Below are 15904 nucleotides of genomic sequence, written 5' to 3'. Positions count from 1 at the left end.
GAGCGACCGTTACAGTTGCAGCATCGACCGTTCCCAACGCCTGCTGCCACCGGAGAAGCCTGATGAACCGCAGACAGTTTCTCACCTCGACGTCCGCCCTTGGTGCCGCGGCCCTCTTACCCCATGCGCACCTTGCCTTTGCCGCGGACCAAAAAAAGTACCGCGTTGGCGTGATTGGGACCGGCTGGTACGGCAAGTGCGACCTGTTCCGGCTGATCCAGGTCTCACCGGTCGATGTCGTGAGCATCTGCGATGTAGACAAACAGATGCTCGCCGGCGCGGCGGATATGATCGCGGAGCGGCAGGTTTCGAAGAAGAAGCCTCGAACCTACGGCGATTTCCGGGAGATGCTGAAGGAGAAGGACTTGGATATCGTCATCGTCGGTTCGCCCGATCATTGGCACGCGCTGCACGCGATCGCAGCGATGGAAGCCGAGGCCGATGTCTACTGCCAGAAGCCGATCTCCGTCGATGTCGCCGAAGGCAAGGCGATGGTCGAAGCGGCGGCGAAGCTCAAGCGAGTGGTTCAGATCGGGACGCAGCGCCGCAGCACGCCGCACTTGATCGAAGCAAAGAAGGAGTTCCTCGACAGCGGGCGGATCGGCAAGGTGGGCCTGGTCGAGGTCTATTGCTACTACCACATGCGGGCGAAGGACAATCCGCCGGACGAGATGCCGCCGGAGAATCTCGACTACGAACTGTGGACCGGCCCCGCGCCGATGCGACCGTACAACAAGCTGGTGCACCCGCGCCGCTGGCGCTCTTTCACCGAATACGGCAATGGCATCGTCGGCGACATGTGCATTCATATGCTGGATTGCGCACGCTGGATGCTCAACCTGGGCTGGCCATCGACCGTTGCCTCGACCGGTGGCATCCTGGTCGACAAGGCGTCCAAGGCGAACATCTCTGATACGCAGACCGCGACCTGGGACTTCGGCGGCGTTCCCATGGTCTGGACGCATCGCACCTGGGGGACTCCGCCCGACCCCAAGTACCCCTGGGGCCTGACCATCTACGGCGACAAAGGAACGCTCAAGGCGAGCGTGATGAGCTACGACTTCATCCCGCAAGGCAAAGGCGACCCCGTTCATAAAGATGTGACGTACGAGCTCGAACAGTTCCCCGAGGACAAAACCGAGAAGGACTTGGAGAAGCATGTCGCGCCAGCCATCCGCGGGCAAATGAAGAACTTCCTGAGCTGCATCGAATCGCGGCAGAAGCCGGTCGCCGACATCACCGAAGGCTACACGAGCACAGCGGCGTGCGTCCTGGCGAACATCAGTGCGCAGCTCGGCGGACGGACATTGAAGGTCAATGCCGACGGCAAAACCGGCGACACCGACGCCGACAAGCTGATCAAGCGTCCGTACCGGGCACCGTGGAAGCATCCGGCGGACGTGTAGCAGGTGGTCTATCCAAGTGGATCGATGTCAATTGCGATCCGCTTTCAACGATATGACTGGGGTTCAATAGTTAAGGCAGACCCGCGACAGACGCCCTTTCGCGCACCTCATATCGGAGACCGTTATGCCTCGCCCGCTGTCACGTCGTAAGTTCCTCGCTGCATCCGCGGCTGTCACCGGTGCCGCCACGCTTGGCTTCCCCAACATCCTTCGCGGACAGAACCTCAACAGCAAAATGAACATCGCCGTCATCGCGTGTGGCGGGCGCGGCCGGGCGAGCCTGGACGGCGTCAAGGGCGAGAACGTCGTCGCGCTCTGCGACGTGAACGACCGGGCGGTCGACGCGGCCAAGAAAGAGTTCCCCGAGGCCAAGACCTTCAAAGACTTCCGCAAGCTCTACGACACCCTGAAGGACAGCGAGTTTGACGCCGTCACCGTAGCCACTCCCGAACACACGCACGCCTTCGCGACAATGCCGGCGTTGAAGCGCAAGAAGCACGTCTATTGCGAGAAGCCGCTGACCCGCGACGTGCACGAAGCTCGTCTAATCACCCTCGCGGCGAAGGAGGCTGGGGTGACCACGCAGATGGGCACGCAGATCCACGCCGGGACCAACTACCGCCGGGTGGTAGAATTGATCCAGGCCGGGGCGATCGGCCCCGTCACCGAGGCGCACGTCTGGGTAAGCCGAGCGTGGGGCTGGCAAAGCGAGGAAGACGCCAAGACCAACAAGGACATCGTCTGGACGATCGACCGGCCCAAAGGCGAATCGCCGGTTCCGCCTTATCTGGATTGGGATCTTTGGGTCGGTCCCGCGCCGATGCGGCCGTACCACGACGTCTACTTCCCCGGGCCCAAGTGGTACCGCTGGTGGGATTTCGGCAACGGCACGATGTCGGACCTGGGAAGCCATTGGAACGACCTACCCTGGTGGGCGCTGAAGCTCGACGCCCCGACGGCGATCGAAGCCGGCGGCCCCCCGCCGCACCCCGAAATCGCTCCGGCCAGCATGTATGCTACCTACGAGTACGGCCAGCGCGGCGACATGCCGCCGGTTAAACTCACCTGGTATCAGGGCGCGATGAAGCCCAAGATCTGGACAGACGGCGGCATCCCGCAATGGGCTAATGGCGTGTTGTTCGTCGGCAGCGAAGGCCGCATGCTGCTGTCGGACTACGGCAAGCACGTCCTTCTTCCGGAGGCGAAGTTCACCGATTTCAAACGTCCGGCCAAGACGATTCCCGATTCCATCGGTCACCACGCCGAGTGGATCAAGGCGTGCAAGAACGGGAAGAAGTCGACGTGTGATTTCTCGTACTCGGGCCCGCTCACAGAAGCCAACCACCTGGGCAATGTCGCCTACCGCGCCGGCAGGCGGTTGGAGTGGGATACCAAGAATATGAAGTTCACCAACGCGCCAGAAGCCGAGCGATTCCTGCGTCGCGAGTATCGCAAGGGGTGGGAGTTGTAGGGCTTAGCAGGGTGCGGGTCATACCTAAATAGCCGATCGTGATTCGCGCCCTGGGACCGCCGAGCGCCTGCTCGGCTTCCAGATGCCGAGCAAGCGCTCGGCGGTCCCAGGCTCCGAATGGACGCGAATCGAGGACACCCATCTACAGCAGAAACTTCCTCACAAACGCCACCGTGGCGTAAAACTGAAACTGAAAGTTCGATTTCTTCGCGAAGCCGTGCCCCTCGTCCTTTGCCACCAGCATCCAGACGGGCGTCTGCTTTTCCTTCATCGCCTTGACGATCTGTTCGGCTTCGAACAAAGGCACGCGCGGATCGTTGGCGCCGTGGACGACCATCAGCGGCTTCCTGATCTTCGCGACGTTGTTCAGCGGCGAAATCTGTTCGAGCACCTTTCGCATGGCGGGGTTGCGCTCGTCGCCATACTCGACCCGGCGGAGGTCCTGGCGGTACGGCTCGGTGCGTTCCAAGAAGCTGACGAAGTTACTGATCCCAACCACGTCGATCGCGCAGCGGATCCGGTCGGCGTAGTGCACGCTGACGGCGAGTGTCATATAGCCACCATAGCTGCCGCCGACGACCATCACACGGTCGGGGTCAAGATCGGGCTGGGTCTTGATCCAGTCGAGCAGTGCGCCGATGTCCTTGACGCTGTCCTCGCGTTTCTCGGCATTGTCGAGCGTGAGGAACGTCTTACCGTAACCGCTGGAGCCACGGACGTTGGGGAAGATCGCCGCGCAGCCGAGCTTGGTGAAATAGTAGTTGTAACTACCCATGAAGCCGGGGCGGAACTGCGACTCCGGGCCGCCATGGATGTTGATAATGACCGGCCGTTTGCCGGGAAACTTCGCCGCGTCGGGCTTGTAGAGAAAGCCGCTGATCTGCAGACCGTCAAAACTCTTCCAGCGGACGAGGCTGGGGTCGGGGAAGTTGTCGGTATTGAGTCCGGCGGTTTCGCTCTGCGTCCATCGCGTCAGCACGCCTGACTTGACGTCAACTGAATACACATCGCTGGGGGCTTTGGCACTGTTGAGCACGATGCCCAAATCCTGCGAGTTGGCGTGGAAGCTGAGGGTGGAAATCTGTCCAGGCGGGAGTTTCGGCAGCGGCAGTTCCTTACGCGTCGCTGTGTCGAGCAGATGTAGAACGGCCGAGCCGTCTTCGTTGGTCGTATACGCCAGCAGTTTGCCGTCGTCGGAGACGGTGAAGTCTTCGACGTCCCACTTGGCGTCGGGCGCAAGATACGCGATTTCCTTCGTCGCGATGTCGATGTAGGCGAGGCGTTCGAACTCGGAGCCCGCGTCGGTGGTGAGGTAGACGCCTTTGCCGTCGGCGGAGAAGTAGCCGCCGGAGTAGCGCGTGGGCTTTTCGGTTTCGGGCGAGAGCCGGGTCTTCTCGCCGGTCGCCGGGTTGACGATCCAGAGGCTCGACTCGTTGGCTGACGAGAACTTTCCCGTCAGCAGAAGCGATCCGTCGGGAGACCACGCAGCCGGGAACCAGCCGGGTGCGTCGGCCTGATAGACCATCTTCGCGTCGCCGGGCGCGTCGCTGCTGGCAACGTAGAAGTCAGGATCTTTGCGATTGCGGCGGGTGGAGGTGTAGACGAACTTTTTGCCGTCCTTGCTGAAACGCGGCCCGCTGTTACGGCTCTTACCGTCGGTCAGAAGCGTCACATCGCCGCTGGTCAAGTCGTACTTGAAAAGCTGATCAAACTCCGATCCACCGATGTCCTTGGCGAGGATAAACCAGTTGGCGTCGCCGCCTGCCGGCATGGGCGGGTAGTAGGCGTCGCTGACGGAGTCAGGGAAGAAGGTGACCTGTTTCCGCATCCCCAGTGGCTGAGTGACTTCGTGGATCTGCACCGTGTCGGCGAAGCGAGTGCGGATGAGCATCTGCCGCTTGACCGGATGCCAGGACGCCAGGCCTGCCGATCGGAACTCGGTGTAGCGGTTCACCTCGTCTGCGATCGCCTGCGGAATTGGCGGAATGCCATCGACGACCAGGTTCGACGCCGGCGTCAGGACGGGTTGTGTCGAGGGCGTCTCAGCTGCGGCACCTGACAAAGCAGCGGCGGCAATCGCGCAGGCGGAAAGCAAGAGGCGTGATTTCATGGCTGGATTCCTTTGTAGTGCCTGGTGGACTTTTGACCCTGCATCCGTGGTCCGGCAGGATCACCCCGCGGCTTCCTTAAGCATTGGTGCGAACGCTTTGTCCCAAAACTCCGCCGCCCGCATCTTGCGGTCGTCGATCAGGTTCTGCATGGCGTTCAGGCCTGCGTTCAGCGGGTCGGCGGCTTCGGGGCGTGGGTCGAGGGTGACGGGCACGTTGATCACCTGCCCTTGCCGCAGCAACTGGAAGTGGATCGTCTCGCCGGCCTTAAACCCGGTTACCTTCTCGCGCATCTCGGAGGGATTTCGCACCGGCTCACCCGGGCGCTCGACGATCCCGAGGACGACATCGCCGTCCAGGAGCGATCTCGCTCCACAAAAGCCGGGCATACGCTCAACAATCAGCACGCCCGTCGTCGGCGGACCCGAAGTCAGCGGCCGACGCGGGTCGAACGGGTTGGGGTCATCGCCTGCCTGACCGTCGTTCTGCTCGGGCCGGGATACGACATTGACCTCGAGCAGACGCACGCCCAGGAATCCCTCCCGCTCGACCGCGGGGTATTCCTCGCCGGCGAGATACGCGTGGGTGACAATCTCCTTCAGAACCGCCGCCTGGGCGGGCACGAGCGGCAGGTTCTCACGGACGATCTTCTCAAATGCGCCCAGATCGATCCGGGATGCGCCCATCAGCCCCACACGGGCGTTTTCGCGAATCGCAGGGTCAGCATTGGCCAAGTCGGCGAACAGGCGGGGCATCTGTGCGCGAACTTCGGCAGCGGTCGGGCGTGTCGCTACAACGATCGGCTTTCGCAGCGACGAAGGGGTAACCGGCGGTTCACTGTCATTCGGAGGGATGGCGGATGGCTGGCGACCAGAGGGCTGAATCGCCGGCGGCTGTTCTTGGGCTACGCCCACCGACCCCGCCCCGGCAAGCAATGCTGGAACGCCCAGAACCGCGATGGCAAAAACACGACGTCGAACTGCCATACAGCCGCTCCGTGGCACCGGGCCCGCAGACCCGACAACGCTTTCGCTTAACCGGACGCCAATTCTACCAGACGATCCGCGCTCTTCTGCATCCATTCCACTTTGCGCTGCACCATGATCAGGAACTGGAGACCTTCGAGCTTGCCGAACTGCCCTGTCGCCGCGATCGGGAAGACGGCCTCGGCGATCAGTGCTTCAATCATGAGCCACGGCACCGCGCGAAGCTCGGCTTCGCTCATCAGGCTCACTTCATCATAGCCACGGAAAAATCGCTTGAACCGGCTTTCGTCGAGATACTCGGGCCACTTGGCGACGTCTTCATCGCCGCCGAGGATGCTGAACTGTAGCCCGCCATTGGCAGCATCGATGATCCGCGGGAGGAGGCGGGACGAGTCGTAATCGATTACGGCGACAACATGGTTGTCGCGGAAGAGCATGTTTCCCGGGTGCCAGTCAGCGTGAACGATCTGCTTCGGCCATGTGCTCAGCCCGAAACTTTCCACCTGCTGGGCAGCGTGTCGGTAGCTGTCGAGCAGATATTGCACAAGCGGACCGATGTCGGTGCCGGTATCGCGAATGACCTGCGGAATCGCCCGAAGCCCCTGCTCGACGCTTGGCGCAGCGTGGTAGCTGCCGCCGACCGGTTGCCATTCGGACCGGAAGTCCATCAGCAGCTTGTGGTACAGGGAAAGGACGCGGCCGCTGTCGAAGGTGGCTTCGAGCGTCTGCGGATAGGGCTGACCAGGGATGTACTCGAACAACTCGTAGACGCCGTTGCGCCACTGCAACATCGAGTTGTTGTCCTTCTTCGTGCCGATCAGGTGCGGAAGCGGGAACTGTTTGCTCGCCAGGTAGAGCTGCAACGAATGGCTGAACGCCACCTTGTAGGGATCATCTTTCCCTCGGGCGCGGCGTTTGAGCAGGAACTTCCCCTGCTCACTGACGATCAGAAGCTTGGGGGCTTTGCGTGACCCCTTGGGATACTCAACGATCGAGTCGAGCACTCCAATATCGAAGTGCGACATGATGATCGTGAGTTCTTCGGTGGCGAAGCCTTCGCGACCGCCGGTCTGGCGAACGCCGCCGCCGCTGGCGCCGCCCGAGGTGGGAGTATCAGTGTTCGAGGGTGGCGGCGGCATGCGTTCGGATCGTTCTTTCAGTCGGCGTTAAGCCCGAAACCCGGTCACTTCCGGCCGAGCAGACAGGAGAGGCCGCGATCGCGGTGACCACGACAGTCGGCCTCGATGATGCAGAGATTATATCAGTATGCCCCACGCGCCAAACGACTGTTTATTTATGCCCATCGGCGCGCCATCTGCGGCGCCCGTAACTCCTGTGGATTACCGGACGATTGCGTCCGGTTTGTAACCCCTTGCCTCCGGCCGTGTCGTAGAATGAGTGGAAAGTCGGCGGGCATTGTTGAACGGCAAACGGATCAGCGCCGCCAACGGCGGCTGGAGGCTGAAATGGCTCGTAAGACGCTCTCATCGGCCAGGATCACCACGCCTTTGCTCGGGGTTCACAACGGAAAACCCCAAGGGGGACAGCCGCATGTCGGGAAATCACGACAGACCAAAGAAACTCAAGCCACCACCGGCGCGGCAGCAAGACGAAACGTCGCTTCGCCGGGATCAGTCCCGGCCGATGGGTTTCCCGCCCGCATGCCGATGGGGCAATTCCTTTTCGAGTATCTGCACCGCAAAGGTGTGCGGCACAGTTTCGGCGTCCCGGGCGACTTCGCGTTGCCCACCTTCGCGTGGCTCGACAAGTCGAAGATCGAGTCGATCACGATGACCCACGAGCCCGGTGCCGGCTTCGCCGCCGACGCCTACAGCCGGGTCAATGGCATCGGGCTCTGTTGTGTGACCTACTGCGTCGGCGGGTTAAACCTGCTGAATCCGATCGCCGGCGCATACGCCGAAAAATCGCCCGTGGTCGTCATCAGCGGTGCGCCGGGGAAGAAGGATCGCGAGAAAGACCCCCTCCTGCATCACAAGGTCAAGACGTTCGAAACCCAGCGGCGGGTGTTCGACGAGGTGACCGTTGCCAGCACCGTTCTTCTGGATGAGGACCGCGCGGCGGCTGAGATCGTTCGATGTGTCGACGCATGCCTGCGGCACAAGCGGCCGGTCTATATCGAAGTGCCGCACGACATGGTCGATCGTGAGATTCCCATTAATCTGCCGGCCGACCCGGCCGAGCCCACCAGCGACCCGGACACGCTCAAGGCATCACTCGAGGAAACACTAAGCCTGCTGGCCGAGGCGAAGAAGCCGGTTATCTTTGCCGGCGTTGAACTTCATCGCTTCGGTATGACGGACCTGGCGATCAAGCTCGCCGAAAAGTTGAACATTCCGATCGCCGCCGACCTGCTTTCCAAAAGTGCGGTCGCAGAGAATCATCCGCTCTATCTTGGCGTCTACGGAGGCGCGATGAGCAGCGATCAGGCGTGTCGCGACTACGTCGAATCAGCCGACTGCGTGTTGATGCTTGGCACGTTCATCACCGACATGAGCATGGGCATTTACACCGCCAAGCTCGACCGCAGCAAGACGGTTCTGGCCACCAGCGAACAAACGCTGGTGGGGTTCCATCGCTACGACGGTGTTCAGTTTCGCGACTTCCTTGAGGGGCTGGGCAAGGGTGGCATCAGTCCGAAGAAGTTCAAACACCCGGCCAAGCAAAAGGCTCCCACGCCGCTGTCGAAGAAGGAACTGACCGACAAACTGACGATGGCCGAAGTGTTCCGCATCCTCTCGCTGAACCTCGACGACGACTCCTGCGTGATCTCCGATGTCGGCGATTCGATCTTCGGCGCGGTCGGCATTCGGACCGGCAAGCGAGCCGAGTTCATCGCGCCTGCATATTACCTGTCCATGGGTTTCGCCGTGCCGGCGTGCATCGGCGTTTCGAAGGCCAACCCGCGACTGCGGCCGTTTGTGCTGGTGGGCGACGGCGCGTTCCAGATGACCGGCACGGAAGTCTCGACGGCGGTCCGGCTTGGACTCAAGCCGATCATTCTAATCGTAAACAATGACGGCTACGGCACCATGCGCAAGATCCGCGATGGCGCGTTTAACGTCGTCACTCAATGGGACTACGGAAAGATCTGCGATCTTGTCGGCGGCGGTACCGCGGCGCGGGCGACCACCAAGGGTGAACTGGATGGTGCCATCCGAAGTGCTTTCGGCAGCAACGAGGTCCGCGTGATCGATGTCTGCATTCCCCGCGACGACATGAGCCCGCAACTGGCCAACATGACCGCCGAGATGGCGCGGCTGCGCGGCGCCAAAAAGTAGGGTCCACCTTGGCGGACAGCACGAGAAAGGGCACGCGGGAATCAACCCGCGCGCCCTTCGTCATCTCGGATGGTCGGTCGACCATGTCCGCCCGCGCAGACCCTATTGAATCTTTCCGGCGATGCCGGCGGGGAAGAATCCGCCGGGTGTACCGGCACTGTTCAGATACACGATGTTCAGCACCTGGCCTGGCGTTCGGCTGAAGGTCAGGCCGTTGGCGTCCGTCGGAACGATGTTGGCCGTCGAATCGGTGTTGAGGATACCCTGGTCCAGATCGGCGTCGCCGTCGACCGCGTCGCGCAGATCGGAAATTGCGTTCGCCTGTGTGCCCAGGCCCTTGGAGAACAGTACGCCGCGGATCAGTCCGGCGTGGTAGGCCTCGACGGCCAGCAGCCCGGCCGCGACTTCGAGGATCGCGTTGCTGCGGAGCAACGGGGCCGCGCCTTTGTACGCCGTCACTCCTACATCTTCGAAGATGTAGGCTGCGAGCAGGAAATTGGACTCGTTCGCGAATGCATCGAACTCTTCAGTCGGCCCCACGAGACCTGCCGCGCGGGCTGCCGCCGTGAAACTCGCCGACAGATCGATCGCGACGCGCGGAACCGGTTTTTTCAGGGCCGAACGCAGCAGACGCACGTGGGCCAGTTCATCGGCGGCGATCTCATTGGCGTAGTCGCGAATGGCGGCGGTGTCGAAGTTGACCGCCCTGCCGCCGGTGACTTCGCCGGGCGTGCCGCCTTCGCCGCTGATGTCGTCCGCGACCGTCAAGCCTTGCCCGGTAGCCGCACGAAGATAGAACTCCGCTTCCAGGTATTCCAGATTCAACGCGAAGTTCAGGATGTCCTGGTCGCGCTTGGCTGACGGCTGTTTCCGCAGGCCTTCGGTCGTCGGATCTACGGCCAGTGCGGCATTTGGCATGAAACCCAAATGAGCGAGTCCGGCGATCCCGATGCCGCCCAGGGCCTGCTGAAGGAAGCGACGCCGAGGCGTGCTGAATCGGCTGGAGGTCGACGCCGGCACGATGGAAAGACGATTGAACATGAGCGGCTCCTGGAATGTCATCGCGCAGTACTCCCCGAAGTCGATGAAGACTCGTTGCAGTTCGCAGGGAGGCGATTCGCGACGCGAGGAAATGTGAACATCAATAGGCGTAAATGCAGTCAGAACGACGTGCTCTGATTCTCGGCCGAACTCAACTGATTGTCGGCCCTGCAGGATGCGTTACGGAGGGCGTACTGAAATGGATGTGTTAGAAGTTATTCATCAAGACAGATGTTCATGGCTCGATGCTTGCCTTGTTCAGGCCGTCGCCGCCCGGCGCCGAGTCACTCGGGCATCTCGTCGTCGTCCTGTGTCGCAAGGCGGGCTTCGGCCTCAAGTTCTGCCTGCTCGTCGTCAGTGAGATCGACAAACTCGACTTCGCTCTCGTCGCCAGGCTCCAACTCGATGTCCGCGTCGGTCGTCTTTGTCTTTGCCTTGGGCGGCTTCAGGTCGCCGCGGGTGATACCCGCCTCGCGGAGCAGTTCGTCGTCCTCGAACTCGACCGCCAGGTCACGTGTCGCATCGGCCTGCTCGACGGCGCGGTATCCGGGCTTCTTGGGAGCCGGCTTGGTTGGAACCTTTTGCGTTCGATCCTTCGCCAGGCTGTAGAGAGCCTTAACCTCACGCGGCGTCAGCGGCCGGAACTTTCCGGAACTGACGCCCAGCAGCGTCAGCGGGCCCATCTTCACGCGCATAAGATCACGGACCTTGTGCTCAACCCTGGCGAGCATTCGCCGAACCTGCCGGTTTCGGCCTTCCCGAATCGTGATTTCCAGGATCGTCTGGTCCTTGCTGCGGTGGGTAATCTTGATAATGCACGGCTCGGTCTTGGACCCATCTCCGTCCTTGTCGACCAGGTAAACGCCTTTGCGGAGCTTGTTGATCTCGTCGTCCGTCACATAGCCGTCCACCTCGGCACGATACGTTTTGGGTACCTCGTATCGCGGGTGAGTCAGCAGGTTGGTCAGCTCGCCGTCGTTGGTCATCAGCAGCAGACCTTTGGAATCGGCGTCAAGTCGGCCGACGGGATAAACACGGCTGGGTAGGTTCGGCGGGAGCAGGTCCTTGGCGAGCTTCTGTTCTCCCTGGGCGACATTGGTGCTGTAGACGCCACGTGGCTTATTCAACAGAAAGTAGAGCTTCTCGACCGGCTTCTTCCCTTTTCGTGTAGTGGCCAGCTTAACGGGCTCGTCGTCCACGGTGACGTGATCCTTTTCCGGGTCGATCAGGATGGGGAGCTTGGTCACAACCCTGCCATTCACCGCGACGCGGCCCTGGAGGATCATGGTCTCGATGTTGCGGCGAGAATCGACGCCGTAATTGGCAAGGACTTTCTGGATGCGTTCTTTCACGGAAACCATTCTACCTTACTCGACGCCGAAGCGTATGATGCCCGGTCGTTGCCCGAGTTATTCGCGGACATCGACCTGAGCATCATGGATGTAACCGACGACCTTGCTCGTTACGACGTCATCATCATCGGTGGCGCGATTGCCGGCGGCGCAGCGGCATTGCTGCTTCGACGTGAGGCACCCTCGCTGAGTGTCCTCATCGTGGAAAAACGGGCTGCCTTTGACGCCAAAGTCGGCGAGGCGACCACCGAGATGTCGGCGATGTTTCTGACCCGCCGACTCGGACTCTGGCAGCATCTGGAACGCAATCACCTGCCGAAAGAAGGCCTTCGTTACTGGTCGAGTAACGACCAGGTCACCGGTCATGAAAACGCCAGCGAAACCGGTCCGTTTTACCGGAGTCTTGTTCCATCGTTCCAGCTACGTCGTGATGTTCTGGACGAGCACGTGCTCAAACTCGCGTGCGACGCAGGCGCTCAACTGCTGCGTCCGGCACGGGTTAAAGACGTCGATGTCCAGCCATTTGATACCGGCCTGACAGTCACGCAGACCGTCGAAGGGGTTGAAAAAACACGTCAAGTCCGCTGCCGCTGGCTGATTGACGCCTCGGGCCGTTCCTGCTTCCTCGGAAAGCACCTGAAGCTCATCGACTGGAATGACGAGCATCCGATTGCTTCGATCTGGTGCCGGTGGGACGGCGTGCGCCACATTGATGACATTGCGGCCCTTGAGGCCCCCCCGCTGGCCGCCGGCAACATTGGATCACGTCGCCTGGCGACGAACCACTACGTCGGCCACGGATACTGGGTTTGGGTCATCCCTCTGGGCAACGGCCAAACAAGCATCGGAATCGTCTTCGACAAGCGGATTCACGCGCTGCACGAATCGCGCGAACGACTTCACGCCTACACAACATTCCTGAAGTCCATCCCTTCCCTTGCGCAGTTGATCGGCGGGGCGACGCCGGACGTCGGAGACCTTCGAGCGCTCAGCCGGGTGGCCTATCTCACCCGACAATACATGGGCGAGGGGTGGGCCTTGGTCGGCGACGCCGCGGCATTTATTGACCCCTACTACTCACCGGGGCTCGATCACGTCGGCTTCTCGGTCGATGCAACGGTCCAGATCATTCTGGCCCAGACCGCCGCCAGTCCGCCTGATGCAGGAAGCACGGCGGTGTTCGCAAAACAGATGCGGGAGCACAACGCAACTTTCGATCGCTCGTATCGCTGGTTCTTCCGCTGCGTGTACCGGGACAAGTACCAGTTGATGGGGGAACACGACCTGATCAGCGCGTCATTTCTCATCGACACGGCGCTCTATTACATCTTCCTGGTCGTCCCCGCGTATCGATTCGCCAAGCGGTTTGTGAATGAGCCCGTGCTCGGACCGAAACCGGCATACCCGTCGTACATGCTCCTGGCATTTATGAAATGGCGGTTACGACGTATTGCCGACCTTCGCCGCCGAACGGGCGAGGCGGGTTTGCGGAACGATGGCCGGCGAATCAAGGCGTTCTATGACCTTGGACTGGCACCGCTACGGATGGCCGGTCGCGGAGCAAAACTGTGGATCAGGGCCGAAATCGACGCAGTCCGGCTACGGCTCAAGCTCTGGTTCGGCCGCCGCCAGGCTGCCACCGGAAACCCGTCGATCGACGCACCGATGGATGCACCGGTGGTACAGACATGACCCACCGGCGCGTCGAATAGTGCGCTTGGCACGTCAGGTCGCGACGCCGTACCCGCCTCCGCCTGGGGTTTGAATCCGAAGCGCATCGCCGGCGGTCAGGACGAACCTGGATCGACCGGCAATCGGTGTGACCGTGCCATCCGCCGAAACGATCACGTCTCTGCCGGCCGCACCCGGTTCCCCGCCGCGCTGACCGAAAGGCACACTATTGCGCCGGTCCGCAAGGATCGTGCCTTCGCACGGCGACAGCGCCAGGATCTCTCTGACGATGCCGTCGCCGCCACGATGATGTCCCGCCCCGCCGGTACCCGCTGCTCGCTCGAAACGAAGGACCCGTAGCGGGTACTGCAGTTCGATCGCCTCGGCAGGCGTGTTGAGCGTGTTGGTCATGTGGCATTGGACCGCCGATGCGCCGTCGCCGTCGGGACTGGCACCGCTACCACCGCCGATCGTCTCGTAGTAGGTCCAGGGTGTCGCGTCGGCGCGCACACCGCCCAGGGCAACGCTACTCATCGTGCCGCAACTGGCGGCGGGAATGCGACCCGGCATCGCCTGGGCAAGTGCACCGAATACAACGTCGACGACGCGCTGGCTCGTCTCAGTATTGCCAGCGACGACCGCGGCGGGATGGACGGCGTGAACGACCGACCCGGGCCGGGTGATGACGTCGATGTTCCGAAACGCCCCGCCGTTGAGCGGCACACCCGGCTCAAGCAGGCACGAGAGGCAGTAGTAGACCGCCGAACGAGTGACAGCTTCCGGACAGTTAATGCAGCCGGCGACCTGATCACCGGAGCCACTGAAATCAGCGGTCACGCGATCGCCGGCTACGGTCAGCACCACATCAATTCTGACGGCGGCGTGATCGCGACCGCCATCCATTGCATCGGAGAACCGGTAAACCCCGTCCGGTATTGCCGCGACTGTCGCAGCCATAAAGCTGGCAGAGTAGTCCTGCAGTGCGCCGCCGTACCGCATCACTGTCTCGCGGCCACGTCGCTGCGCCATCCGCTGCAATGCGCGGGCACCGACCGCATTCGCAGCGAGCTGGGCCTCGAGGTCGCCGACGCGCTCTTCTGGCGTACGGACGGAAGTGATAATCCGTAGCCACAGCACCTCGTCACGCACGCCGCCGCGATACAGCAGCGCCGGCTCCAGACGCAGACCTTCGTCATCGATATGAGTCGAAAGCGTCATCGATCCCGGCGACGCGCCGCCGACGTCGGCGTGGTGCGCCCGGTTCGCTGCAAACCCGATCAGTTGCGACTTACTTGTCGTCTGAGTTCCGGTCGAGTCCTCAGCTGAACCGGACGCGGCAGCTTCGTCCGTCGCGTAGATCGGTGAAACAATCGTGATATCCGGAAGATGCGTCCCACCGGCGAAAGGGTCATTGACGATTGCCACGTCACCTTCGGCAAGATCGCCCAGCCGCTGCCGCACCGCGGCGACCGAGGCGGGCATCGACCCGAGATGAACCGGAATGTGGGCGGCCTGGGCGAGCAGTTGGCCATTGGCGTCGAACAGTGCGCAGGAGAAATCCCGCCGCTCCTTGATGTTCGCAGAGTAGGCAACGCGGGCGAGGGTGATGCCCATCTCTTCTGCAGCGGCTTCGAAAAGGTTACGGAGGATTTCGAGTTCGATGGGGTCGCAAACCATAGAACTTGCAAGGCTCCCCGAGGATGGGCTGCGATGCAAATGCTGAAGCGGCGGCCGAGAGGATCGGCCGCCGTTTCAGTAAGTCAGATGATCGAGATTTCGGTACGAATCCTCTCGTGTTGCGTCACTCAGGCAGCATTCATCGCGATACGGCCGCGACGGCGGGCGAGCAGGCCGAGACCGACGATCGCCATGACGCCAGCGGTCGCCGGTTCGGGCACGTTGTTCAGCGACACTTGGAACTCCGGTCCGACGTCGCCGCGGAGGGTGGCAGTGAATCGTACTTCTGTTCCGATCGGAACCAGTGCGGTAGCGACATGCTGAGGCGTCACCGACGCATCTGGTCCGCCGGGAACAGTGACAGTACCGAGGTACGCCATGTCGACGGTAAAGCTCCTGAGGTTTGCAAATGCCGGAGCAGGATCGAACCCGGGCCCGCCGAGATACGGGGGCGTGGTCTCGGCAATGACCCCGGGCTGGGCCTGCCCGAACCGAATGAACGAGCCGGCTGGTCCTGTGTTCGTAACGCTGATTGCCACGCCGGTCACGTTGACGTCATTTTCAAAGTCTCCGTTGGTGTCCACGCCCGTCTGGAACGTCAACGGTGCGCTAATGGACGTAATCGTGACCCTGCCGGTCTGAACCCTGGTACCGGAGCCGTTGCCGGTATTCAACGCGAAGAAGCGGATAACCTGCTTCGTTGCGTCGGAGGTACTGGGTGCGCGGGTGGTCGTGATATCGAAGCCCGCGCTAGCGGGAATGGTCACTGCCGCCATCGAAACTACAGCCAAAACATACGACATTTTCAAAGGCTTCATTTTCTCTCCAAAACGTTCTGAACTACGACACAGAGTTCGGGGTCTTCAATTCTGGTTGGCGACGTGTGAGGTTCG

11 protein-coding genes are annotated in these 15904 nt (G+C 61.7%); 4 read left to right on the top strand and 7 right to left on the bottom strand.

Annotated elements, in window-relative coordinates; genetic code table 11:
* Positions 1–62: 62 nt before the first annotated feature.
* Positions 63–1406 carry a Gfo/Idh/MocA family oxidoreductase gene (locus IPV69_RS02860; protein ID WP_206293405.1) on the top strand — a complete coding sequence of 448 codons (1344 nt, stop codon included), beginning with the start codon at positions 63–65 and terminating at the stop codon, positions 1404–1406.
* A gap of 124 nt (positions 1407–1530) precedes the next feature.
* Entirely contained in the window at positions 1531–2877 is a 1347-nt protein-coding gene (locus IPV69_RS02855; RefSeq protein WP_206295633.1) for a Gfo/Idh/MocA family protein, read from the top strand.
* A gap of 142 nt (positions 2878–3019) precedes the next feature.
* Here IPV69_RS02855 and IPV69_RS02850 read toward each other — a convergent pair whose 3' ends face one another.
* From IPV69_RS02850 to IPV69_RS02840, 3 genes are read right to left on the bottom strand one after another with little or no spacing between them, the layout of a single operon-like run.
* On the bottom strand, positions 3020–4987 hold the full coding sequence (locus IPV69_RS02850; RefSeq protein ID WP_206293404.1) for a S9 family peptidase: 1968 nt from the start codon (positions 4985–4987) through the stop codon (positions 3020–3022).
* A gap of 60 nt (positions 4988–5047) precedes the next feature.
* Positions 5048–5971 (bottom strand): Do family serine endopeptidase, encoded by a 924-nt coding sequence (locus tag IPV69_RS02845; RefSeq protein WP_206293403.1) that lies wholly within the window; start codon positions 5969–5971, stop codon positions 5048–5050.
* A gap of 47 nt (positions 5972–6018) precedes the next feature.
* The gene (locus IPV69_RS02840) at positions 6019–7110 is read right to left on the bottom strand and encodes a phosphotransferase (protein WP_206293402.1); all 1092 of its coding nucleotides are present in this window, start codon (positions 7108–7110) and stop codon (positions 6019–6021) included.
* 327 nt (positions 7111–7437) lie between these two features.
* Between IPV69_RS02840 and IPV69_RS02835 the strand changes: the two genes are divergently transcribed.
* On the top strand, positions 7438–9270 hold the full coding sequence (locus IPV69_RS02835; protein WP_206293401.1) for an alpha-keto acid decarboxylase family protein: 1833 nt from the start codon (positions 7438–7440) through the stop codon (positions 9268–9270).
* 102 nt (positions 9271–9372) lie between these two features.
* On the opposite strand, the gene IPV69_RS02830 is transcribed toward IPV69_RS02835, so the two are convergent.
* On the bottom strand, positions 9373–10311 hold the full coding sequence (locus IPV69_RS02830; RefSeq protein ID WP_206293400.1) for a ferritin-like domain-containing protein: 939 nt from the start codon (positions 10309–10311) through the stop codon (positions 9373–9375).
* Between the two features lie 284 nt (positions 10312–10595).
* Positions 10596–11663 carry a pseudouridine synthase gene (locus tag IPV69_RS02825; protein ID WP_206293399.1) on the bottom strand — a complete coding sequence of 356 codons (1068 nt, stop codon included), beginning with the start codon at positions 11661–11663 and terminating at the stop codon, positions 10596–10598.
* A 48-nt stretch (positions 11664–11711) separates the two neighbouring features.
* Between IPV69_RS02825 and IPV69_RS02820 the strand changes: the two genes are divergently transcribed.
* Complete coding sequence (locus tag IPV69_RS02820) at positions 11712–13355, top strand: NAD(P)/FAD-dependent oxidoreductase (RefSeq protein ID WP_206293398.1); 1644 nt, start codon at positions 11712–11714, stop codon at positions 13353–13355.
* A gap of 33 nt (positions 13356–13388) precedes the next feature.
* Here IPV69_RS02820 and IPV69_RS02815 read toward each other — a convergent pair whose 3' ends face one another.
* Both IPV69_RS02815 and IPV69_RS02810 read right to left on the bottom strand, forming a co-directional pair.
* Complete coding sequence (locus IPV69_RS02815; RefSeq protein WP_206293397.1) at positions 13389–15011, bottom strand: hydantoinase B/oxoprolinase family protein; 1623 nt, start codon at positions 15009–15011, stop codon at positions 13389–13391.
* A 128-nt stretch (positions 15012–15139) separates the two neighbouring features.
* On the bottom strand, positions 15140–15787 hold the full coding sequence (locus IPV69_RS02810) for a PEP-CTERM sorting domain-containing protein (protein WP_206293396.1): 648 nt from the start codon (positions 15785–15787) through the stop codon (positions 15140–15142).
* Between the last annotated feature and the right edge of the window lie 117 nt (positions 15788–15904).

This window comes from Humisphaera borealis (assembly GCF_015169395.1).
GTDB lineage: Bacteria > Planctomycetota > Phycisphaerae > Tepidisphaerales > Tepidisphaeraceae > Humisphaera > Humisphaera borealis.
Note: the sequence above shows the minus strand (reverse complement) of the source record. Positions and strands in the feature narration are given on the sequence as shown.